This is a genomic window from Microvirga aerilata (assembly GCF_016743775.1).
Classification (GTDB): domain Bacteria; phylum Pseudomonadota; class Alphaproteobacteria; order Rhizobiales; family Beijerinckiaceae; genus Microvirga; species Microvirga aerilata.
In genome coordinates this window covers 1-22,491 of record NZ_JAEQMY010000022.1, presented here as the reverse complement: position 1 = coordinate 22,491, position 22,491 = coordinate 1, and the positions used below count along the sequence as shown (strand labels likewise).

22 protein-coding genes are annotated in these 22,491 nt (G+C 65.7%); 19 read left to right on the top strand and 3 right to left on the bottom strand.

Features of this window, described 5'->3' with window-relative positions; genetic code table 11:
* Positions 1-31: 31 nt before the first annotated feature.
* Entirely contained in the window at positions 32-1,915 is a 1,884-nt protein-coding gene (locus JKG68_RS15830) for an aq_1923 C-terminal domain (protein WP_202061268.1), read from the bottom strand.
* A gap of 90 nt (positions 1,916-2,005) precedes the next feature.
* Positions 2,006-2,332, bottom strand: coding sequence for an iron-sulfur cluster insertion protein ErpA (gene erpA, locus JKG68_RS15825; protein ID WP_202061266.1), 327 nt, complete (start codon positions 2,330-2,332; stop codon positions 2,006-2,008).
* Positions 2,333-2,418: 86 nt separating this feature from the next.
* Here erpA and JKG68_RS15820 point away from each other — a divergent pair, with 86 nt between their 5' ends.
* The 14 genes from JKG68_RS15820 (at position 2,419) to JKG68_RS15755 (ending at position 16,742) form a co-directional block, all read left to right on the top strand.
* Positions 2,419-3,633, top strand: a complete 1,215-nt coding sequence (locus JKG68_RS15820; protein ID WP_202061264.1) for a deoxyguanosinetriphosphate triphosphohydrolase — start codon at positions 2,419-2,421, stop codon at positions 3,631-3,633.
* 48 nt (positions 3,634-3,681) lie between these two features.
* Positions 3,682-5,445 (top strand): arginine--tRNA ligase, encoded by a 1,764-nt coding sequence (gene argS, locus JKG68_RS15815; RefSeq protein ID WP_202061262.1) that lies wholly within the window; start codon positions 3,682-3,684, stop codon positions 5,443-5,445.
* Between the two features lie 107 nt (positions 5,446-5,552).
* Complete coding sequence (locus tag JKG68_RS15810) at positions 5,553-6,983, top strand: SPOR domain-containing protein (RefSeq protein WP_202061260.1); 1,431 nt, start codon at positions 5,553-5,555, stop codon at positions 6,981-6,983.
* Positions 6,984-7,075: 92 nt separating this feature from the next.
* Positions 7,076-8,095 carry a beta-N-acetylhexosaminidase gene (gene nagZ, locus JKG68_RS15805; protein ID WP_202061258.1) on the top strand — a complete coding sequence of 340 codons (1,020 nt, stop codon included), beginning with the start codon at positions 7,076-7,078 and terminating at the stop codon, positions 8,093-8,095.
* 36 nt (positions 8,096-8,131) lie between these two features.
* Entirely contained in the window at positions 8,132-8,929 is a 798-nt protein-coding gene (locus tag JKG68_RS15800; protein ID WP_202061256.1) for a segregation and condensation protein A, read from the top strand.
* Position 8,930: 1 nt separating this feature from the next.
* Positions 8,931-9,641, top strand: coding sequence for an SMC-Scp complex subunit ScpB (scpB, locus tag JKG68_RS15795; RefSeq protein ID WP_202061253.1), 711 nt, complete (start codon positions 8,931-8,933; stop codon positions 9,639-9,641).
* On the top strand, positions 9,638-10,762 hold the full coding sequence (locus JKG68_RS15790) for an ABC transporter ATP-binding protein (protein WP_202061247.1): 1,125 nt from the start codon (positions 9,638-9,640) through the stop codon (positions 10,760-10,762). The genes scpB and JKG68_RS15790 overlap by 4 nt, the downstream gene beginning before the upstream one ends.
* A 56-nt stretch (positions 10,763-10,818) precedes the next feature.
* Entirely contained in the window at positions 10,819-11,064 is a 246-nt protein-coding gene (locus JKG68_RS15785) for a twin-arginine translocase TatA/TatE family subunit (RefSeq protein WP_202061245.1), read from the top strand.
* Positions 11,065-11,137: 73 nt separating this feature from the next.
* Positions 11,138-11,719 carry a Sec-independent protein translocase protein TatB gene (gene tatB / locus JKG68_RS15780; protein WP_202061243.1) on the top strand — a complete coding sequence of 194 codons (582 nt, stop codon included), beginning with the start codon at positions 11,138-11,140 and terminating at the stop codon, positions 11,717-11,719.
* Positions 11,716-12,519: a twin-arginine translocase subunit TatC gene (gene tatC, locus JKG68_RS15775; RefSeq protein WP_202061241.1), complete on the top strand. Its 804-nt coding sequence runs from the start codon at positions 11,716-11,718 to the stop codon at positions 12,517-12,519. The genes tatB and tatC overlap by 4 nt, the downstream gene beginning before the upstream one ends.
* A 185-nt stretch (positions 12,520-12,704) precedes the next feature.
* Positions 12,705-14,066: a serine--tRNA ligase gene (gene serS, locus JKG68_RS15770; protein ID WP_202061233.1), complete on the top strand. Its 1,362-nt coding sequence runs from the start codon at positions 12,705-12,707 to the stop codon at positions 14,064-14,066.
* A 3-nt stretch (positions 14,067-14,069) separates the two neighbouring features.
* Positions 14,070-14,831 (top strand): 5'/3'-nucleotidase SurE, encoded by a 762-nt coding sequence (gene surE / locus JKG68_RS15765; protein WP_202061231.1) that lies wholly within the window; start codon positions 14,070-14,072, stop codon positions 14,829-14,831.
* A 16-nt stretch (positions 14,832-14,847) separates the two neighbouring features.
* Positions 14,848-15,531: a protein-L-isoaspartate O-methyltransferase family protein gene (locus tag JKG68_RS15760; protein ID WP_202061229.1), complete on the top strand. Its 684-nt coding sequence runs from the start codon at positions 14,848-14,850 to the stop codon at positions 15,529-15,531.
* Between the two features lie 173 nt (positions 15,532-15,704).
* Positions 15,705-16,742, top strand: coding sequence for a M23 family metallopeptidase (locus tag JKG68_RS15755; protein WP_246515487.1), 1,038 nt, complete (start codon positions 15,705-15,707; stop codon positions 16,740-16,742).
* A gap of 86 nt (positions 16,743-16,828) precedes the next feature.
* Here JKG68_RS15755 and JKG68_RS15750 read toward each other — a convergent pair whose 3' ends face one another.
* Positions 16,829-17,704 (bottom strand): ATP-binding protein, encoded by an 876-nt coding sequence (locus JKG68_RS15750; protein WP_376773159.1) that lies wholly within the window; start codon positions 17,702-17,704, stop codon positions 16,829-16,831.
* A gap of 315 nt (positions 17,705-18,019) precedes the next feature.
* Here JKG68_RS15750 and yajC point away from each other — a divergent pair, with 315 nt between their 5' ends.
* The 5 genes from yajC to JKG68_RS15725 all read left to right on the top strand — a co-directional run bounded on the left by yajC (position 18,020) and on the right by JKG68_RS15725 (position 22,243).
* On the top strand, positions 18,020-18,352 hold the full coding sequence (gene yajC, locus JKG68_RS15745) for a preprotein translocase subunit YajC (protein WP_246515484.1): 333 nt from the start codon (positions 18,020-18,022) through the stop codon (positions 18,350-18,352).
* 97 nt (positions 18,353-18,449) lie between these two features.
* Positions 18,450-20,057, top strand: a complete 1,608-nt coding sequence (secD, locus tag JKG68_RS15740; protein WP_202061223.1) for a protein translocase subunit SecD — start codon at positions 18,450-18,452, stop codon at positions 20,055-20,057.
* Positions 20,058-20,069: 12 nt separating this feature from the next.
* The gene (gene secF, locus JKG68_RS15735) at positions 20,070-21,008 is read left to right on the top strand and encodes a protein translocase subunit SecF (protein WP_202061221.1); all 939 of its coding nucleotides are present in this window, start codon (positions 20,070-20,072) and stop codon (positions 21,006-21,008) included.
* A gap of 4 nt (positions 21,009-21,012) precedes the next feature.
* Positions 21,013-21,399, top strand: coding sequence for an Mth938-like domain-containing protein (locus tag JKG68_RS15730; protein WP_202061219.1), 387 nt, complete (start codon positions 21,013-21,015; stop codon positions 21,397-21,399).
* Position 21,400: 1 nt separating this feature from the next.
* Positions 21,401-22,243: a phytoene/squalene synthase family protein gene (locus JKG68_RS15725; RefSeq protein WP_202061217.1), complete on the top strand. Its 843-nt coding sequence runs from the start codon at positions 21,401-21,403 to the stop codon at positions 22,241-22,243.
* The last annotated feature ends 248 nt before the right edge of the window (positions 22,244-22,491 follow it).

The window sequence follows — 22,491 nt, the reverse complement described above, 5'->3', positions numbered from 1 at the left end:
GCCTTATGGCCGCCCCGGAATGACAGTGGAGCTACTCCACCTTGGCGGTGATGTTCAGCTTCGCCAGCGCTTCCTTCGGGTCGGAGGCCAGCACTGCGTCCATCACGCCGAAGCCGGACGGGTTTTTCGGCTGCGCGTGGACGACGAGCTTGCCGGGCTTGGCGATGAAGCGGCCGATGGCTTGGCCCAAGGTCTTGGCCTGTTCCGAATTGCCCATCATGGACGACACGACGAAGGGCGCCGCGCTCGCGTAGATCGTCCGCAGCGCCTCGGGCGTGGTCTTCTGCTCCTTGGCAGCCTGGGCCAAGTAGCGCCCGAGCAGTCCCCTGTCCTCGACCACCACGTCGGCCGACTTCGCCTTGGCGCCGATCAGGGCCGCCGCAGCCGTGGCCTCGTCCGGGCTGAAGAGATCCCGGGTGGCGTTGCCGATGGTGCCCGTCACCGACAGGCTGCCCATGTCCTGTCCCTGCACGGAAACCTCTTTGAGGGCGATTTCGTTGGCGCTTTCGTTCCAGGCGGCCGCGACCAGAAAGGACGAATTAAGGGTCTTGTAGCCCAAGGCCGCGAGTTCCTTGACGAGATCGTCCGTGCTGTTCGAGGGCAGCGTGACGACGAGGTTGCGCTGCTCGATCCTGACATTGGTGGGAAGACCGTTGAGCGGCTTGTCCGCCGTGATCTCGAAGTCGTCCATGGTCACGTGCGTACGCTCCGGTTTTCCTCCGTCCTCCTTGCTCACAGCGTCGATGTCGACGCCCGAGAACCGCAGAGTTCCCAAGGTCGGAATGAGCGTTCGGATCGCCGCCTGGTCGAGATCGGCGATGGGCTTGCCTTGCAGAGCCGTGAGGCCGGCGAGCGTCGGCGCAATGGAAAACCCGGTCAGGCTGACGGCGCCGACCTTCACCCGGCTGTCCCGGTCGCCGGCCTCGAGCCCCTCCAGCCGCATGTCCGCCGGCTGGGAGCCGGTGCCGCCGGTGTAAGCGATGCGCTCGATCCGTCCTGAGGAGGGAGACTTGTCGTCTTTTGCCGTCGGATCCTGCTTCGGGGTGGCTTTGAACTGAAAGCCGGTCGCTTCCATGAAGCCGACGTCGAATGCGCCCAGGAGGTCGACCACCGTCGCCGTGAGGCGGGTCTGTTCCTCGGAGGAGGGATCGTCCTTGGTTCCCATCTCCGAGAGGAACGCCATGGTGCCGCTCCATGAATCCTTGGTTGGCCGGGCCATGACGTTCCGGCCGTTCACCCGGGCGATCTGCAGGGAGATGTTCTCGCCGGTATCGACCATGTCGAGGTTGTCCATGGTGATGGCGCCGTAGATCCTGGTCATGGGCGCCGCGGCGGAGGCATCCTTCGTCTCGTAGAGCCTCACGAAAGCCGGAGTATTCAGGTCGCTGACGGTGATTTGGCCGTAGCTGAACAGGGTGTTGCCCTTCGGTCCCGTCTTCTCCATGGCCATGGCCCCGATGAGGGCCGAGGCGATCTGTCCCTGGACGACATCGTTCAGGGACACGTTCCTGTAGAAGATCGTCTGCGTCTCCTTGCCGAGCTTCTGGGTCACCTTGATCTCGGGCGAGGTGACCTGCTTGGCGCCGATCCGCATGAGCCGGTCGGCCAGGGGCTCGGGGGCTGCGGAGAAAAGCGCCTCCACGTCAGCGCGGGAGACCGTCACGCCTGAGAAGTCGACCCGCTTCGCCTCGTAGGTGAAGTCGCCCCAGGTGAAGCGGACATTGTCCAGGCTGAAGCTGTCGGCGGATTGCGCGAAGGCCGCGCTCCACAACGGGACCCGGATGGTCCCGACGGAAAAGCGTTGGCCCCCGGCGTCGGAGACCAGGTCGCGGACCACGGCCGGCTCGAGCTGCAGGGCCGCCGAGCCTACCATGAGGGCGAGCGCGCAGACGCCCGCGCGGTAACGAAGTCCCATGAATTTCCCCCGAAGCCAGCCTCAGGTTCCGAGCCGGCATGCCATGGACGATCAATGTTCGGGGGGAGAATAGGCTTCGGAAGAGGGATTTTACAACGAGAACGAGGTGCCGCAGCCGCAGGAGGCGGTGGCGTGAGGGTTCTCGATCTTGAAGGACTGGCCGATCAGGTCGTCCACGAAGTCGATGACGGAGCCGTCCATGTACTGGATGGATACCTCGTCCACCACCACGGTCGCCCCGTCCCGCTCGATGACGAGATCGTCCGACTGACGGGTGCGGTCCACGTCGAAGGCGTACTGGAACCCGGAGCAGCCCCCTCCGTTGACGCTGATTCGGAGCAGCGATCCTGCCGGCTCCGTGGCCATGATCTCGTTGATGCGGCGGGCGGCGCGTTCGGTCAGGGTAATGGCGGTCATGGTTTCCAGTCCCTCGCGAGGACGTTGATCTTGCACAAGCAGTTAAGAGCAAGGTAAGTGCGCGCTGACAAGGCTTCAACCCGGGGATGAGTGTGCGGCCCTTTGGCGAGAGATGGCGAGCCCCTTACGCCTGCGATCCGGGCGCAAGCCGCGGCCGGCTTTTCCCGGAGGCGGTGTCCCCGACGCGCAGCGAGTTCCAGCGCGACCGGGACCGGATCATCCACTCCTCCGCCTTCCGGCGGCTCAAGCACAAGACCCAAGTGTTCGTTTATCACGAAGGCGACCATTTCCGCACCCGCCTGACCCACACCATCGAGGTGAGCCAGATCGCCCGGGCGCTGGCCCGCTCCTTGGGTCTCGACGAGGACCTGGCCGAGGCACTGGCGCTCTCCCACGATCTTGGCCACACTCCGTTCGGCCACACGGGCGAGGATACGCTGGACGAGTGCATGGAGGGGTTCGGGGGCTTCGACCACAACGCCCAGGCCCTGCGGGTCGTGGCCCGGCTGGAGCGCCGGTATGCCGAATACGACGGTCTCAACCTCACCTGGGAGACCCTTGAAGGGCTGGTCAAGCACAACGGGCCCCTCCTCGATGCCGAGGGCAGGCCGACCCTGCGCTATGCGGCCCGGGGCGTTCCGCTGGCGATCCTGGAATACAACGCGCAGCAGGACCTGGAACTTGCGACCCATGCGGGCGGCGAAGCCCAGGCGGCGGCGATTGCCGACGACATCGCCTATGACGCACATGACATCGACGACGGCCTCAGGGCCGGATTGTTCAGGATCGAGGAACTACGCGAGGTGCCGTTTCTCGCCGGGCTCCTCGCCGAGATCGATGCGCGCTATCCCGGCCTCGATCTTTCCCGTCGCATCCACGAGCTGACCCGGCGGGTCATCACCCGCTTCGTGGAGGACGTGGTGGCGGAGGGGGAGCGCAGGATCGCCGCCCTGTCCCCAGGAAAAGCCGAGGACATCCGGCAGGCGGGCGACACCGTGGTGTGCTTCTCGAAGCCCATGAAGGAGGCGGACGCCTCCATCAAGCGCTTCCTGTACGCCCACATGTACCGTCACCCCGACGTGATGAGGGTGCGCGCCCAGGCCGACGACGTGCTGCGGGACCTTTTCCGGCGCTTCAAGGCCGAGCCGGAGCTGATGCCGGAAGAGTGGCAGGCGGATCTGCCGAGGGACGACGAGCCGCGCCTCGCCCGCCGCGTGGCGGATTACATCGCCGGCATGACGGACCGCTATGCGATCCTCGAACACCGCCGCCTGTTTGACGTAACGCCGGACCTGCGTTAGGCGGCACCACAACATCCAGGGCCCTGGGCCCTTCAGAGACAAAGTACCATGAACATTTTCGGGCTGTTTGAGAAGCGGGTTGCGGATGCGCTCGGCCGGTTGGCCGAGGCGGGGAAGATCCCGGCGGGGCTGGACATAAGCCGCGTCGTGGTCGAGCCGCCGCGCGATCCCTCCCATGGCGATCTCGCCACCAACGCCGCCATGGTGCTGGCCAAGGAAGCGCGGATGAACCCCCGCGCCCTGGCCGAGCTTCTCATCTCCGATCTCGGGGACGATCCGCGCGTCACGAAGGTCGAGGCCGCAGGCCCCGGCTTCATCAACATCCGGCTCCAGCCCCATGTTCTGCACGAGGTTCTGCGCGCCGTGGTCGCCGACAGCAGCGGCTTCGGCCGGAGCGGGCAGGGGGCGGGCAAAGCCGTCAACGTCGAGTACGTGTCGGCCAACCCCACGGGCCCCATGCATGTGGGTCACTGCCGCGGCGCGGTGTTCGGCGACGCCCTGGCCGGGCTTCTCGATTTCGCCGGCTACAAGGTCTCCCGCGAGTACTACATCAACGATGCGGGCGCGCAGGTGGATGTGCTCGCCCGCTCGGCCTACCTGCGCTACCGGGAGGCTCTCGGCCAGGAGATCGGCGCCATCCCGGAGGGGCTCTATCCCGGCGACTACCTGAAGCCCGTGGGCGAGCGCCTGGCGCAGGAGCACGGCTCCAGCCTGCTCGACAAGCCCGAGACCGAGTGGCTGCCCTTCGTCAAGGAGGCGTCCATCGTGGCCATGTTGGACATGATCCGGGGCGATCTCGCCGCGCTCAACATCCACCACGACATCTTCTTCTCGGAGCGCTCCCTTCAGCAGGGCCCCGAGGGCGATCAGGTAGCCAAGATGATCGAGGAGCTGAAAGGCCGTGACCTGATCTACATGGGCCGCCTGCCGCCGCCCAAGGGTCAGAAGGACGAGGACTGGGAGGACCGGGAGCAGCTCCTGTTCCGCGCCACGGCCTACGGGGACGAGGTGGACCGCCCGCTGATGAAGTCTGACGGCTCCTACACCTATTTCGCCTCCGACATCGCCTATCACCGCTCCAAGTACGAGCGCGGCTTCCTCTCCATGATCGACGTGCTGGGCGCCGATCACGGCGGCTACGTCAAGCGCATGCAGGCAGCCGTGCGGGCCGTGTCCGACAACAGGGCCGAGCTCGACGTGAAGCTCTGCCAGCTCGTGAAGCTCCTGCGCGGCGGCGAGCCGGTGAAGATGTCGAAGCGCTCGGGCGACTTCGTGACCCTGCGCGAGGTGGTGGACGAGGTGGGCCGGGACTCCACCCGCTTCATGATGATCTTCCGCAAGAACGACGCGCCTCTGGACTTCGACCTCGCCAAGGTCGTGGAGCAGTCCAAGGACAACCCGGTCTTCTATGTCCAGTATGCCCATGCCCGCTGCGCCTCCATCTTCCGGCAGGCCGCCGAGGCGTTCCCGGGAGCGGATTTCTCGAGCGCGCAGCTTGAAGGCGCCGATCTGTCGATCCTGGGTGACGAAGCGGAAATGGACATCATCCACCGCATCGCCCAGTTCCCGAGAATGATCGAGGCGGCGGCGGAAGCTCACGAGCCTCACAGGGTCGCGTTCTACCTGTACGACCTGGCCAGCGCCTTCCATAGTTTATGGAATAAGGGCAAAGACTTGCCGCAATTACGCTTTGTTAATCTAACTGATAAAGAGTCAACACAAGCGAGGCTCGCTCTCGTGCATGCCCTGAAGGGTGTGCTCGCATCTGGTCTCGCAATCCTGGGCGTCACGGCACCTGACGAAATGCGATAGTGTTTCCCAAGGCGGATCAACCGCTTAGGGTCGCTTCGCGTCGGGTCCTGTCACGTCGTGCCGGCGGAGCAGCAGGTGCTCTTGTCGCGTAACTGGAGATCCGGCGCATGAGCGAATCAGTAAAGCCCCGTTTTGCCATCGACCTCACCGAGATCGAGCGGCAACTCGCCCAGGCAGGCAACCCGCAGGCCCAGCCAACTTCCGCCGTGCGGAACGATCCGCTGGCGGAATTGGCGCGGATTGTCGGGCAAGACGATCCTTTTCAATCCATTTTGGCCAATGACGGCTCCGCCCGTCCGCGCCAGCAAAACTCTTCCATCGACGATCTTTTTGCCGTCCGCGACACAATGCCGCCGTCCGGCCACGGAGTGCCGGACCGGGCCGCTCAGGCCGGGTACCCCGCACCGGCCTACGACGCCGGCGACTACCCGCAGCACGACCCCCGCGGCGGACAGGCCTATCCCCATAAGCCGGCCGCCGCCTCCCAGGGCCAGGACGCCTATGGCAACGAGGCCTATGCCCCGGACTACTACGACGATCAGAACGGGGCCTATGCGGATCAGGACTACGCCCAGTCCGAACGCACGCACTATGCTCCCGCCGAGAAGAGCCGCTCGCGCAAGGGCATGCTAGCCGTCGCGGCGGTTATCGGCGCTGTCGTGATCGGCGGCGGCGGAGCCTACATGGCTTCGGGTTCGGCGGCGATCACGGGCGGCGAGCCGCCCCTGATCAAGGCCAACAACGAGCCGACCAAGGTGCAGCCGCAGAATCCGGGCGGGGTCGAGATCCCGAACCAGAACAAGCAGATCTACGAGCGCGCTGCCCAGAGCACGGAAACCAAGGTGGTCAACCGCGAGGAGCAGCCGGTCGACGTGCAGCAGACCGTTCGCATGAACGGCAATGCTGTCGCGGACGCAACGGGAGGCACCGTGCCGGGAGGCGCGGTCAAGCACCAGCAGACCGCAAGCCTCAACCTGGGCGAGCCGCGCAAGGTCCGCACGGTCACGATCCGTCCCGACGGCACCGTGGCCGGTTCCGAAGCCGCGGCTCCTCAGGCAGCCGCCCATGCTCCGGCCATGACCATGCCAGCACAAGCCCAGCCTGCGCCGGTCCAAGTGGCGTCCGCTCAGCCCAAGCCCGTGGCCAGCACCCCCGTCGCCGCTCCGGCAACCCCGGCGGCAACTCCCAAGCCGGTTCCGGCGGCCGCCACGCCCACCAGCACATCCTCGCCTCAGCGGGTGGCGGCGGTGCAGCCTGCGGCGGTTGCGCCTGTCGCGGCAGCCGAGACGACCCCGACTGGCGGCTTCGCCGTGCAGCTCGGTGTCGCCAATTCCGAGACGTCGGCCCAATCGGTCTTCGCGGCGTTCCAAAGGAAATATCCCGACCTTGGCGGAATGCCTTCGCTGATCCGCAAGGCCGAGGTGAACGGCAGCACCGTCTTCCGCGTCCGGGTCGGACCGCTGTCGAAGGAAGAAGCCTCCTCCCTGTGCTCCAAGCTCCAGGGACAGGGCGGCCAGTGCTTCGTGGCCAAGAACTGACCTGAGGCCTGAACTGGCCTGAGGCTCACCGGCGTAAAGCTTGTCAGGTGAGATTTCTTGACCCTGCCGAGCAGGGGACGTAAGGCGCGGGTATGAAAACCCGCGCCTTTATTGCTGGCTGTGCCGGCCTCGAGCTCACCCCCGACGAGGTTGCCTTCTTCAAGGAGGCCGACCCTTGGGGCTTCATCCTCTTCCGCCGCAACGTGGCGGATCCGGAGCAGGTGAGGGCGCTTTGCGCCTCGATCAGAGACGCGGTCGGACGGGCCGACGCCCCGATCCTGATCGACCAGGAGGGCGGGCGGGTTCAACGCATGGGGCCGCCGCACTGGCCGAAATACCCGGCGGGCGGTGCCTATGGCCGCGTTCACGCCAATGATCCCCTCGTCCAGCGCGAGATAACCCGCCTTGGAGCGCGGCTGATCGCGCACGATCTGCGGCAGGTCGGGATCACGGTGGATTGCCTGCCGGTGCTGGACGTGCCGTCTCCGGGCTCTCACGACATCATCGGCGACCGGGCCTACGGCAAGACTCCGAGCCAGGTTGCCGTGCTCGGGCGAGCCGCCGCCGAGGGGCTGATGGCCGGCGGCGTGCTGCCGGTGGTCAAGCACATGCCGGGCCATGGCCGGGCCGCCTCCGACAGCCACCTGTCGCTTCCCGTGGTCGACGCCACCCGCGAGGAGCTGGAGCGGCACGATTTCGCCCCCTTCCGCATGCTGACCGACATGCCGCTGGCGATGACGGCCCACGTGGTCTACACGGCGCTCGATCCGGACCGGCCCGCGACGACCTCCCGCATCGTGATCGAGGAGATCATCCGGGGCCATATCGGCTATGACGGGCTGGTGATGACGGACGATCTATCCATGCACGCCCTTTCGGGAGCGTTCCGGGATCGCGCCGAGGCTGCGTTCGCGGCGGGCTGCGACATGGCCCTCCACTGCAACGGCAATATGGAGGAGATGACCGCCGTCGCCGAGGCAGCGCCCGTTCTGGCCGGGGAGGCCTTGCGCCGGGCCAACGCGGCCTTGGCGCGCATCACCCATGAGCCGGAGCCCCTGGATCCTGTGGATGCCCGCTCGAGACTTGACGCTGCTCTTGCGATGATCGCCTAAGATGCGGCTCCGAATGCGTCGAGTTGAGTAGCGTCCATGGCCAAGCCCTTACCCTTCGAGGATGTCGAGCGCACCGAACGGTCCGAGAGCGAGCCCGCTCTCCTCGTCGACGTGGACGGGTTCGAGGGGCCGCTCGATCTCCTGCTGGAGCTGGCGCGGCGCCAGAAGGTGGACCTCCACCGCATCTCGATTCTGGCGCTGGCCGAGCAGTACATCACCTTCATCGAGGAGGCGCGCCGCATGCGCCTGGAGCTTGCGGCGGATTACCTCGTGATGGCGGCGTGGCTCGCCTATCTAAAATCGCGCCTGCTGCTGCCCGAGCCTCCCAAAGGGGAGGAGCCGAGCGCCGAGGAGCTGGCCACGGCCCTGGCCCTGCGCCTGCGCCGCCTGGAGGCTATCCGCGAGGCGGCCAAGAAGATGGGCGAGCGGGCCTGGCTCGGCCGGGACGTCTTTGCGCGCGGAGCGCCGGAGCCCGTGATCGTCAATCGGGACTCCCGCTATGAGGCCAGCCTCTACGATCTGCTCAAGGCCTATGCCCAGCAGCGGCAGATTCAGTTCAACGCCCGCGTCTCCCTCCACAAACGCAACGTCTGGTCCCTTGTGGATGCGCGGGAGGCCCTGGAGCGACTGGTCGGCCACCTGAGCGATTGGGTGACCCTCGACACCTATCTCGTCGAGTACATGGTCGAGCCCGCCATGCGCTCCACGGTCATGGCCTCAGCCCTGTCGGCCACCCTGGAGATGGTGCGGGAGGGCAAGCTCACGGTTCGCCAGGACGAGGCCTTCGCTCCGGTCTGGGTCAAGCCCGCCGACCCTGCCGCCGCGGGAGTGTGACATGCAGGAAGAAACAGCCGAGATGCCGGACGCCCCGGAGGACGAGATCAGCCACGTGCCCGATCATGGCGAGGCCATGCGGATCGCCGAGGCGCTCCTGTTCGCATCCGCCAGCCCGCTGGGCGCCGCGGAGCTGGCCGGCCGCCTGCCGGAGGGCGCCGATGTGGAGAAGATCCTGCAGGATCTGGAGAGCCTTTATGCGCTTCGGGGCGTGAACCTCGTCCGGGTTGCCGGAAAGTGGGCCTTCCGCACGGCAAGCGACCTGTCCTTCGTGCTGGCCCGCAATGTGGTCGAGCAGCGCAGGCTGTCCCGCGCCGCCATGGAAACCCTGGCGATCATCGCCTACCACCAGCCGGTGACCCGCGCCGAGATCGAGGAGATCCGCGGCGTCGCCACCTCGAAGGGCACGGTCGATACCCTTCTGGAAACAGGCTGGATTCGCCTCCGAGGCCGCCGGAAGGCACCGGGCCGCCCGGTCACCTACGGCACCACGCCCGGTTTCCTGGAGCATTTCGGCCTCGATGCCATCGAGGACCTGCCGGGGCTGGAGGAGCTGAAAGGCGCCGGCTTCATCGAAGGGCGGGTGCCGTCCGACTTCTCGGTGCCCGTGCCCTCCGACGCGGATGCCCTGCGCGAGGACGAGGACCCTCTCGACCAGGACGATTTCCTCCAGCCCCTCGACATGCACCGGACCGAGGCGGGCGAGGAATGACCGCAAAGCCTGCCGGCTCTGCCCGCGACCTGTTCCGGCTGCCGCGATGGGGCCAGCGCGGAACGGCGGGCGCGTCCATCCCGGCGCAGCTGACCTTCGAGAACATCGTACAGGCCTATGGCAGCCAGCGCGCAGTCGATGGGGTGTCGCTCACCGTCGAGCCGGGGGAGATCGTCTGCCTTCTGGGCCATTCCGGCTGCGGAAAGACCACGCTGCTGCGCGTGGCCGCAGGGGTCGAGGCTCCCACGGCCGGGCGGGTGCTCATGGACGGCCTGGAGGTCAGCGGCCCCAAAGCCTTCGTGGAGCCGGAAAAGAGGGGCATCGGCCTGATGTTCCAGGACTATGCCCTGTTTCCGCACATGACGATCCAGCAGAACGTCATGTTCGGCCTGAAGGATCTCTCCGTCTCCGAGGCCGGCATCGCCGCGCGCCGCGCCTTGTCTCGCGTCGGGCTAGAGCATTATGCGAACGAGTATCCCCATACCCTGTCGGGCGGCGAACAGCAGCGGGTGGCGCTGGCGCGCTCCATCGCGCCGCGACCGGGCGTGCTGCTGATGGACGAGCCCTTCTCGAATCTCGACCGGCGCATGCGCGACGCCATCCGCGACGAGACCGTGGCGATCCTGCGGGAGAACGGAGCCACCACCATCGTGGTGACGCACGACCCCGAGGAGGCGATGCGAATCGCCGACCGGATCGTGCTGATGCGCTCGGGAGCCATCATCCAGCAGGGGGAATCGGAGGAGATCTACCGGCGGCCCGCCAACCTGTTCGCAGCCCGTTTCTTCTGCGATTTCAACGAGATCCCCGGCGTCGTCCGCAACCATCAGGTCAGCTGCCCCGTGGGCATCTTCCCGGCCCCGCATCTGGAGGACGGCCCGGCCGTCGTCTGCGTGCGTCCCCAGGGGCTGAAGCTCAAGCCGGCGGGCTTCTGCCTGCCGGGGCGGGTGGCGTCGCGCAGGTTCTTAGGCGAGGTCGATCTCGTCCATATCGACGTGCAGGGGGTGGACCGTCCCCTGCAGGCCCGCGTTCACGATCCCGTTGGCGTGAAGGAGGGGCAGGATGTGGGCATCGAAGTCGATACTAAGGATGTCCTTGTTTTCGCCGCGTCCGACGCATAGGTTGGCGGCGAGTTCGAATTCAAAAGCCGCGCCTTCCGGGGCGCAGGAGGATTGCCATGGGTGGCACGAGTATTTGGCACTGGATCGTTGTGGGTCTGATCGTCGTCCTGCTGTTTGGACGCGGCAAGATCTCCGACATGATGGGCGATGTGGCGAAGGGCATCAAAGCCTTCAAGAAGGGCATGTCCGAGGACGACGCCCCGGCAAAGCCCGTGCAGCCGTCCGAAACCGTTCGGACCATCGATCATCAGAACGGCACGACCACCACCACAACCGTGACGTCGGATCACAAGGTCGGTTGAGCTTTCGTCGGGAGCCACCATCGTGGCTCGACAGTACGCGTGAGTACCTAAAGGGCAGGTTCGAGGCCACGTCATGTTGGACATGAGCTGGGGTGAGATCATGGTGATCGGCGCCGTTGCGCTGATCGTGATCGGCCCAAAGGATCTGCCGAGGGCGCTGCGGACTGTCGGGCAGGTGACCGGCAAGGTTCGCCGCATGGCGGCTGAGTTCCAGGGCCAGTTCAACGAGGCCATGCGCGAGGCCGAGCTCGACGACGTCAAGAAGCAGCTGCAGAGCGTGAACGACTCCGTGTCGTCGGCCACCAGCACCAGCTTCAACCCGATCCAGACCTTTCGGGACGAGCTGAAGACCTCCATCGAAGCGCCCGCAGGTGCCTCGGAGAAGGCGCCTCAAACAGGCAGCGTGGAAGAAACCGTTCAAGGGACGGCTCTACAAGGGACGACTTCGCCGGTGGGCTCCGATGCCTCGGTTCAGGACGTGGTGGAGGGCCGAGTGCCGCCTCCCGCCGACCCGCTCATCGACCTGCCGCTTCCGCCGACGGTCGATCCGGCAACGGAGATCGCCGAATCCCTGCGGCGCGAAGCCGAGTATGAGGCCCAGCAGGCCGCCATCGCTCAACAACTCTCAGAGAAACCGGACGCGAAAGTCGGATGACCACCGCCGTTGAACAGGATGAGGTCGAGGCATCGCGCGCGCCCCTGATCGAACATCTCACCGAGCTGCGCACGCGCCTGATCAAGGCGCTTGTCGCTTTCGTGCTGATGTTCTTCGCGTGCTTTGCCGCGGCGAAGTACATCTATAACGCTCTGGTATGGCCCTATGTCCTGGCCGTCGGCTCGCCGGACAAGGCCCACCTCGTTTATACCCACGGCCTCGAGTATCTGTTCACGCAGATCCAGGTCGCGGCTTTCGGCGCAGGGTTCCTGGCTTTTCCGATCATCGCCATGCAGGTGTACAAGTTCGTGGCGCCGGGTCTCTACAAGAACGAGCGCCGGGCTTTCGTGCCCTACCTGGTCGCGACGCCGGTTCTGTTCGCCGTCGGGGCGGCCTGCGTTTATTTCGTCGCCATGCCGCTTCTCATGCGCTTCTCCGTGGGCATGCAGCAGCTGGCGAGCGAGTCCGGTCCCACCATCGAGTTCCTGCCCAAGGTCAGCGAGTACCTGTCGCTGATCATGACGCTGATCTTCGCCTTCGGCATCTGCTTCCAGCTGCCCGTCATCCTGACCCTGCTGGCCCGGGCCGGGATCATCGATTCGCAGTTCCTGAAGGACAAGCGCCGCTACGCGGTGGTCATCGTCTTCGTGATCGCGGCCGTTCTCACCCCGCCCGACGTGATCAGCCAGTTCGCCCTTGCGGTCCCCACCTTGCTTCTCTACGAGGCGTCCATCTTGTCCGTCATCATGGTGGAGAAGAGGCGTGCGGAAGCCGAGGCCGCGCGCGCGGCGGAAGGCTAGGGCTCAAAAAGCCTCTACCGATGTCCGCCACCTCCTTGGCCCGATAAGGGCGGTCCCGTGCTCGGCATCGGATCCAAAATCCGATGCCTCCCGGGCAAGCGCATCGTCCGATGCGGAAAACCGAATTCCACTTTTCCGCACGATGCGCTAAGGCAGGGCCGCTCGACGAAACAGGTCCTCATTCCATGCACGACATCCGTTCCATCCGCGAAAACCCCGCGGCTTTCGATCAAGGCCTCCGGAACCGGGGGATGGAGCCCCTGTCCGAGCGCCTGATCGCCCTCGACGACGGGCGCAAGGGCGCCGTCTCCGCCCTGCAGGCCGCCACCGAGCGCCGCAACGCCTTGTCCAAGGAGATCGGGCAGGCGAAGGCCAAGAAGGACGAGGCCCTGGCGCAGGAACTGATGGCCGAGGTGGCCCGCATCAAGGAGGCGATGCCGGAGCTGGAGCAGGCCGAGCGTGCAGCCGACAAGGCACTGCTCGACGTTCTCGCCGCGATCCCCAACATTCCCAAGGAAGGCGTGCCTGTCGGGGCCGACGAGCACGGCAACGTGGAGCGCCACCGGTTCGGCAATCCGAAGAATTTCGAAAGCCCCAAGCAGCATTTCGAAATCGGCGAAGCGCTCGGGCTGATGGATTTCGAGACGGCCGCGAAGCTCTCCGGCTCGCGCTTCGTGGTGTTGAAAGGGGGGCTCGCCCGCCTGGAGCGCGCGCTCGGCCAGTTCATGATCGACCTGCACACCACCGAGCACGGCTACACGGAAGTGAACCCGCCGCTGTTGGTGCGCGACGAGGCGATGTTCGGCACGGCGCAGCTGCCCAAGTTCGAGGACGACCAGTTCTGGGCCTTTCCGGGCAACTCGCTCGAGCAGGTCGTGGCCGCAGCCCTCGAGGGCCAGCCGCGCGATGCGGTTGCCAAGATGATCAAGGACATCCGCTACGGCATGATCCCGACGGCGGAGGTCACGCTCACCAACCTCGTGCGCGAGCAGATCCTCTCCGAGGAGGAGCTGCCGCTGCGCTTCACGGCGCTCACCCCCAGCTTCCGCGCCGAGGCGGGCTCCGCCGGCCGCGACACCCGCGGCATGATCCGCCAGCACCAGTTCGTGAAATGCGAGCTCGTGTCGATCACCACGCCAGAGACCTCGGCCGACGAGCATGAGCGCATGCTCGCCAGCGCCGAGAACGTGCTCAAGAAGCTGGACCTTCCGTTCCGCACCATGACGCTTTGCACCGGCGACATGGGCTTCTCCTCGACCAAGACCTACGACATCGAGGTCTGGCTGCCGGGGCAGGGGGCTTATCGCGAGATTTCGAGCTGCTCGGTCTGCTCCGACTTCCAGGCCCGGCGCATGAATGCCCGCTATCGGGCCGCCGGCGAAAAGCAGCCGCGCTTCGTGCACACGCTGAACGGCTCCGGCCTCGCTGTCGGCCGCACCCTTGTGGCCGTTCTGGAGAACTACCAGAACGAGGACGGCAGCGTCATGGTGCCAGCCGTGCTGCAGCCTTACATGGGCGGCCTCACCCGCATCGAGCGTCAGGCTTAGATCATGCGCATCCTCTGCACCAACGACGACGGTATCCATGCTCCGGGGCTGAAAGCCCTGGAGACTATCGCCCGCGCCCTGTCGGACGATGTGTGGGTTGTGGCGCCTGAGACGGACCAGAGCGGCGTCGCCCATTCGCTCTCTCTCAACGATCCCTTGCGCCTGCGCGAGATCTCCGAGCGGCACTTTGCCGTGAAGGGCACGCCCACCGATTGCGTCATCATGGGCGTTCGCCAGATCATGCGCGATCACAAGCCCGACCTCGTGCTCTCCGGCGTCAACCGGGGGCAGAACGTGGCCGAGGACGTAACCTATTCGGGCACGGTGGCAGGAGCCATCGAGGGCACGATCCTGGGGGTGCCGTCCATCGCGCTCTCCCAGGCCTACGGGCCGACAACCCGCGAGACCCCGCGCTGGCAATGCGCCGAGCATCACGGTCCGAAAATTGTCCGCAAAATTCTCGAGGCCGGCATCGACAAGGGCATCCTGGTCAACGTGAACTTCCCGGATTGCGAGCCGGACGAGGTCGAGGGGACGGCTCTCGTCAACCAGGGCCAGCGCACGCAGGAGCTGCTGCGGCTCGACGAGCGCAGGGACGGGCGCGGCAATCCCTATTTCTGGATCGCCTTCGAGCGCCGCCCCTTTACGCCCGGCAACGGCACCGATCTTTGGGCCATCGCCAACCGGCGCATCGCCGTCACGCCGCTGCGCATCGACATGACCGACGAGCCGACGCTCACCCGCTACGCCCAGGCCTTCGGCTGATGGGAGCAGGGGCCCCATGAGCCGGGACATGCCCTTCCTGTCCGATGCGGAAGCGCGTGACGAGCAAGAGGCGATCGGCGTTGCATCCTTCATCCTGTCCCTGCGGGCCAAAGGCATCCGGGACACCACGCTTTTGCGGGCGATGGAGCTCGTGCCGCGCGAGGTGTTTGCGCCCCGCCGCTTCACGGATCTTGCCAAGACCGACGTTGCCCTGCCGCTCGCCTGCGGCCAGACCATGACCGGACCCAGGACCGTTGCCGCCATGCTGCTGGCCCTCGGGGTGGCGCCTGGGCAGCGCATCCTGGAAGTAGGCACCGGCACGGGCTATGTGACCGCGCTTCTGACGAAGCTCGGCGCCGAGGTGACCACGGTCGAGCGCTTCAATACCTTGGCGGAAAGCGCGGCCCAGCACCTCAAGATCGTGGAGGCGGGCAAGGTCCGCATGGAGGTGGGCGACGGCCTCGCCATCCGGGTGCGCGACCGCTTCGATCGCATCCTGCTGAACGGGGCTCGCGCTGAGATTCCGGAGGCGGTGACATCGCTCCTGGGACCGGGCGGTCGCCTTGTCGGCGCGCTCACGGTGGAGGGTGCGCCTCACTTGGTGCAGATCGATTGCCTGGCCGATGGCGAACTGAAGCGCAGCCTCGGCGGTCTGCTGCGGATTTCGCCGCTCGTCACAGGCATTGCGGCGACACTCTGACGGAATCGAACAATTTCAGACAAGGTTACGACAAATTGCTGCACGTCAACCGTTGCTTAACCTGAACAGGCTTTTAATGGCTCCATCGAGTTGCGTTCGGTTGGGGTTGAGTTATGCGGTTGCGTGTGTCTTCTGGGCATTGGAATGTCGTGTCGCGGATCGCTCTGGTGAGTATGATCGGCAGTGCTGCGGCAGCCTGTAGTACCGACAGCGCGCGGTTCGGGGAGAACCCGTTCTCGAACCCCTTCGCGGCCAGCGAGCGGGTCGACGCCAGCGCCCCTGCCGCTCCTCAGCCTTCCCCGTCCTATGCTGCCGCTCCGATGCCGACCGCGCCGGTTCAGGCCCAGGCGCTGCCTCCCGTGCAGTCGCAGCCCCTGTCGCAGCCCTCCCGCATCGCCGCCGCTCCCGCTCCGATCCAGCCGCGCCCCGTGCCGGTTGCTCAGGCGGCCCCGGCCCAGCCTGCCGCTCAGCCGAAGTTCCGCCTCGTCGACACCTCCAAGACGCCGGCGGCAACCACCCCGGTCGCCTCGGCCGAACCGGCCAAGCGCGTCCGTCCCGGAATGACCTCAAGTGCCCAGGCCCCGGCTCCGGCTCCGGCCGCCCCGGCAAAGTCCGCTCCGATGCAGGTTGCATCGGCCACGGACGAGCCGCTGGTTTCCGCGCCGAAGCCCCTGGTCTCCGCTCCCAAGCCCGTCGTCGAGCAGCCCAAAGTGGCCGCCCTGACGCAGCCGGAGCTGGTCAAGCCCGCTTCCGTTGCCGTGCAGCCTGCGGCTCCCGCGCCGGCTCCCCAGCCTGAGGCCGCGAAGGCTCCGGTCCCGGAGCCGGAACAGACCGCCAGCGTATCGGGCGACTTCCGCTGGCCGGCCCGCGGCCGCGTCATCGCCGGGTTCGGCGCCAATGGCGGCAACGAGGGCATCAACATCGCCGTGCCTGAGGGCACCCCGGTCAAAGCGGCCGAGGCCGGCACCGTCACCTACGCCGGCAGCGAGGTGAAGGGCTACGGCAACCTCGTGCTCATCCGCCACGAGAACGGCTTCGTCTCGGCCTATGCCCACAACGGTTCGCTTAACGTGAAGCGCGGCGAGCAGGTGAAGCGTGGTCAGGTGATCGCGACCTCGGGCCAGACCGGCAACGTCACCTCGCCGCAGCTGCACTTCGAGATCCGCAAAGGCGCGACCCCGGTCGACCCGATGAAGCATCTCGGCGGCTGACGAGGCAGAGAGTTTAGGTCGGCCTCGATATTCGGGGCCGGTCGAATGAGGGGACGGTGGAGCTCAGCCACCGTCCCTTTGCTTTTCTAGATTGCCTTGCCAAGCCGCCCGGCGAGATCCTGGATGAACTGCCAGGCCGTGCGGCCGGAGCGTGCGCCGCGGGTGGTCGCCCATTCGAGAGCGTCCGCACGGACCGCATCCCGGTCCGCCTGCAGGCCAAGATGGTCCACATAGGCGAAAACCATGTCGAGATACTCGTCCTGGCTGCATTTGTGGAAGCCGAGCCAGAGGCCGAAGCGGTCGGAGAGCGAGACCTTTTCCTCGATGGCTTCCCCCGGATTGATGGCGGTGGAGCGCTCGTTCTCCATCATGTCTCGGGGCAGGAGATGACGCCGGTTGGACGTGGCATAGAAGATCACGTTGTCCGGCCGCCCCTCGATCCCGCCCTCCAGCACGGCTTTCAGCGACTTGTAGGAGGTATCGTCGGCATCAAAGGAGAGATCGTCGCAAAAGACGATGAAGCGATGCGGATCGGCCCGCAGAAGAGTCATGAGATCGGGCAGGGTCTCGATATCCTCCCGGTGGATCTCGATGAGCTTCAGCGGGCGGGCATCGGCAGCCCTCGTGTGGTTGATCTCCGCATGAACCGCCTTGACCAGCGACGACTTGCCCATGCCCCGGGCGCCCCAGAGCAGGGCATTGTTGGCGGGAAGCCCCCTGGCGAAGCGCCCGGTGTTCTCCGCAAGCTGGTCCCGCACCCGGTCGATGCCGCGCAGCAGGCTCATCTCGACCCGGTTCACCCTGGGAACAGGGGAAAGCCTGCGTCCTGCGGCATGCCAGACGAAGGCGTCCGCCACCGTAACATCCGCGTGAGGGGTTCCTGCCGGGGCAAGGCGCTCCAGGGCATCGGCAATGCGCGTCAAAAGCGCCAGCGACTCGGGAGAAAGAGGGTCTGTGGGCATCTGTGACATGGCCATTCGAACGAGGTTGGGGGAACTGCTTAGCGCAGGAAGCCTCGAACGGTCCATGCAAGGGGCCATGGAAAGGTTGAGCCTTGGACCCAAAAGTGGCCACCACTTTTGGGATCGATCCGAAGCTCCCTTCTTGGAAAGGGGCATCGCTGGATGCGGAAAACCGGGACCACTTTTCCGCACGATGCCTCTGTAACTTCATTGATTTCGTCGGGTCGATGAGTATAGTCCGCCACGCTTTAGATCCCGTCTGGCGCGGGTGGGCCTCGAAATGCCCGCCTCGCGCCTTTATCCATGGAGAGCCGCTTGTTCATTTCACCTGCCTTCGCACAAGGGGCCCCCGCCGGGGGCGGAATGGAGATGATCCTCCAATTCGTTCCGTTCATCCTCATTTTCGTCATCATGTGGTTTCTCATCATCCGGCCTCAGCAGCGCCGGGTGCGGGCGCACCAGGAGATGATCAAGAACGTGCGTCGCGGGGACACGGTCGTCACGTCGGGCGGCATCATCGGCAAGGTGACCAAGGTCGTCGAGGACGCGGCCGATGTCGAGGTCGAGATCGCCGAAGGCGTCAGGGTGAAGGTGGCCAGGGCCATGATCTCCGAGGTCCGCTCCAAGAGCGAGCCGGTCAAGGCCTGATTGAGACAAAGCCGGTCCTCCAGGCCTTCGAGGCACGGGGAGGGCCGGTTCGCCGCAGGCTCCTGCGGCAGGGTGAGTGAGAAAGGTTGAGCTGACGATGCTGCGCTTCTCGAAGTCGAAGATCATCGCCACGGTGGCGATCATCGTGATCGGCCTGCTGCTTGCGGTTCCGAGCACGATGGATCGCGAGCAGCGCCAGGCCTTCCTGAGCGCCATCCCGGGCTGGGTTCCGTCCTGGCTCGTTCCGTCCCGCGCCATCGTGCTGGGCCTCGACCTGCAGGGCGGCTCCCACGTTCTCCTCGAGGTGGACGCACAGGATCTGATGCGCACGCAGATCACGTCGCTGCGTGACGACGTCCGCCGGATCCTGCGCGACACCCGCGTCTCGTCCCAGAACGGCATCCAGACGATCCAGCGCGGCGTGCAGATCCGCGTGCCGGATGCGGCCGACCGCGACCGCCTGCTGCCGCGCCTGCGCGAGCTGGCGCAGCCGGTCGGCAATGCCGTTCTCGGCCAGACCGGCAACAATGCCATCGAAATCGTCACCACGCCGGAAGGCCAGATCACGCTCACCTACACGGAAGCGGGCGTCAACGAGCGCATTCGCCGGGCCGTCGATCAATCCATCGAGGTTATCCGCCGCCGCGTGGACGCCACCGGCACCACGGAGCCCAGCATCCAGCGCCAAGGCGCGGACCGCGTTCTCGTCCAGGTTCCGGGCCTGCAGGACCCGCAGCAGCTGAAGGCGCTTCTGGGCGAGACCGGCAACCTGGAATTCCGCCTGCTGGCCCAGCCGGGCGCAACAGACGTCGACATGCTCCCCATGAGCGATGCGGGCGGCCAGCGGGTGCCGGTCGAGCGCCGGATCATCGCAGAAGGCGGCGATCTCACCGATGCCCAGCCGGCCTTCGACACCCAAACCAGCCAGCCCATCGTAAACTTCCGCTTCAACATCCGCGGCGCTCAGCGTTTCGGACAGGCGACGACGGAAAATCTCGGGCGGCAGCTGGCCATCGTCCTCGACAACGAGGTGATTTCAGCCCCGACCATCCAGTCGCCGATCACCGGCGGCTCGGGCCAGATCTCCGGCAGCTTCACGGTCGAGCAGGTGAACAATCTCGCGGTCCTTCTCCGCTCCGGCGCCCTGCCGGCCAAGCTCACCATCGTCGAGGAGCGCACCGTCGGCCCCGGCCTTGGACGCGATTCCATCGAGGCCGGCAAGTTGGCCACCTATGTGGCGGCGATCTTCGTGATCGTTTTCATGTTCGCCACCTACGGCCTCTTCGGTCTGTTCGCGAACATCGCGCTCATCGTCCATGTGGGCCTCATCTTCGGTCTCATGTCGGTGCTCGAGGCAACGCTCACGCTGCCGGGCATCGCCGGCATCGTTCTGACCATCGGCACGGCGGTCGACTCCAACGTGCTGATCTACGAGCGCATCCGCGAAGAGGTGCATGCCGGCCGGTCGATCGTCTCGGCCATTCAGGCGGGCTTCGACCGGGCATTCGCCACCATCGTCGATTCCAACAGCACCATGGCCATTGCGGCGGTGATCCTGTTCTTCCTCGGCTCCGGTCCCGTGCGCGGCTTCGCCGTCGTGTTCATTCTCGGCATCCTGACGACCGTGATCACAGCCGTCACCCTGACGCGCATGATGATCGCGCTTTGGTATCACTGGATGCGTCCCAAAGTTCTTCCGTTCTAAGGAGTGAGTATCGTGCGCCTCGTACGGCTCTGGCCCGAAAACTCCCACTTCGACTTCATGCGTTTCCGGCGCTTCTCGTTTCCGCTGTCGGCCGTCATCTCGGTTCTGACCGCGCTGATGCTCCTGACCGGCGGCCTCAACTTCGGCATCGATTTCCGGGGCGGCACGCTCATGGAGATTCAAGCGAAATCGGGTCAGGCCAATGTGGGCCAGATCCGGCAGACCGCCGAGGGCTTCGGCTTCGGCGATGTCGAGGTGCAGGAGTTCGGCACCGCCGGCGAGGTGTCGCTGCGCTTCCCGATCCAGGAGGGAGGCGAGGCCGCTCAGGCCAGCGTGGTGCAAAAGGCGCGCGATACGTTCGGCGCCGAATACGAGTTCCGCCGCGTGGAGACGGTAGGCCCCCGCGTCTCGGGCGAACTCGTCCAGTCCGGCACCATCGGCGTCGTGCTCTCGGTCATCGCGGTGCTGTTCTACCTCTGGTTCCGCTTCGAGCGGGAACTGGCGATTGCCTCCATCATCGGGACGCTTCACGACATCGTGCTCACCATCGGGTTCTTCGTGATCACCGGCCACGAGTTCAACATGACCTCGATCGCGGCGATCCTGACCATCGTGGGCTATTCGCTCAATGAGACGGTGGTGGTGTTCGACCGCACCCGCGAGCTGATGCGCCGCTACAAGACGATGCCGGCCGAAGAGCTGTTGAACCTGTCGATCAACCACACCATGTCCCGTACCGTGATGACGGCGGCAACCACCGCGCTGTCGCTCCTGGCGCTGGTCCTCTTCGGCGGGCAAGCGATCCAAGGCTTCGCGCAGGTCATGCTTTATGGCGTTGTCATCTGTACGTATTCGGCCATCTGCATTTCGTCTCCCATGTTGATCTATATCGGTCTCCGCAGCTCCGAGACCGTGAAGGTGCCGGAGGGCAGGGCCGCAGCAGCGGAGTAAGCCGATGAGCTCTGGTCGCCTCTATGACGGGTTCCTGCCGGGGCGCTATCTGTTCGACGCCTATGGCAATGGCGGCTTTCGCTTCGCGGACATGTCCCACCGGGGATCGGTGCTGGCGCTGCCGTCGGGCATCAAAGCCTGGACAGTCAATTCCGTCGCCGAGCTGACGGACGAGGCGCTCGATCCAGTCTTCGCCGAGGGCGATGCGCTCGACCTGCTGCTCCTGGGAACGGGTGCCGATATCGCGGCCATTCCGGGAGCCTTCCGGACGCGCTTTCGCGAGGCGGGGATCGGCCTCGACGTGATGCAGACGGGAGCTGCCGCCCGTACCTACAACGTCCTGCTTGCCGAAAACCGCAAGGTCGGTGCGGCCCTGATCGCCGTGCCCTGACATGGCTCAAGCCATTTCCAATTTCGCCCATTGCGAAGCGCTCGTGCGTGAAGCCGACCCCGACCGCTACTGGGCGAGCCTCTTCGCACCCCTCGACAAGCGGCCGCATCTTCACGCGCTTCATGCCTTCAATTTCGAGATCGCCCGTGTTCGTGAGGCGGTGCGCGAGGCGCTTGTCGGCGAAATCCGCCTCCAATGGTGGCGCGATGCCCTGCAGGGGGAGGCCCGGGGCGACGTGCGCGCCAACCCGGTGGCCGCAGCGCTCGACGACACCATCGTCCAGTTCCGGCTTCCCCGCCAGTCTCTGGTCGACCTGATCGATGCCCGGATCTTTGATCTCTACGAAGATCCCATGCCGAGCCTGAACGATCTCGAGGGTTACTGCGGCGAGACGTCATCCAGCCTGATTCAGCTCTCAAGTCTCATTCTCTCGAACGGCTCGAATCCCGGCACGGCCGATGCGGCCGGACATGCCGGTGTGGCCTATGCCATCACAGGCTTGCTGCGGGCTTTCCCGATCCATGCCCGTCAGGGGCAGGTCTATGTGCCAGCGGATATTCTGAGCAAACATGGCGTCGTGCGCGAAGACATCGTCACGGGACGCGGCGGGCCGGGTCTTAAAGGAGCACTCGCCGATCTGCGCGCCGTCGCCCGCAGGCATCTTGAGCAGGCGCATGCGCTGCGCGCCACGGTCCCGAATGCTGCCAAGCCCGCCTTCCAGCCGATCGCGCTGGTGGAGCCCTATCTCAAGGCCATGGAGAGACGGGACTATGATCCGTTCCAGACAGTGGTGGATGTGCCGCAATGGCGGCGGATCTGGGCGCTCTGGCGTGGGCCGTTTTAGAACCTGCAGTCTCTAGCGACATCCCGGACGCAGCATAGCGGAGATCCGGGATCGCAAAACCAGCGAAACAGTATCATTTCGAGGCCTCGCGGCGGAGCCCGGGATCCATCACCGCTAACGATCCACAAGGAGGTGCACCAATCCTCCTCATATCCTGAAGCGTCGGGGTCGTGGATCCGCTGAGTTCACGTGTGAAGTGCAACACCTGCTAAGGTGTTGCCGCGATGGGACAAACTTACAACCACTTG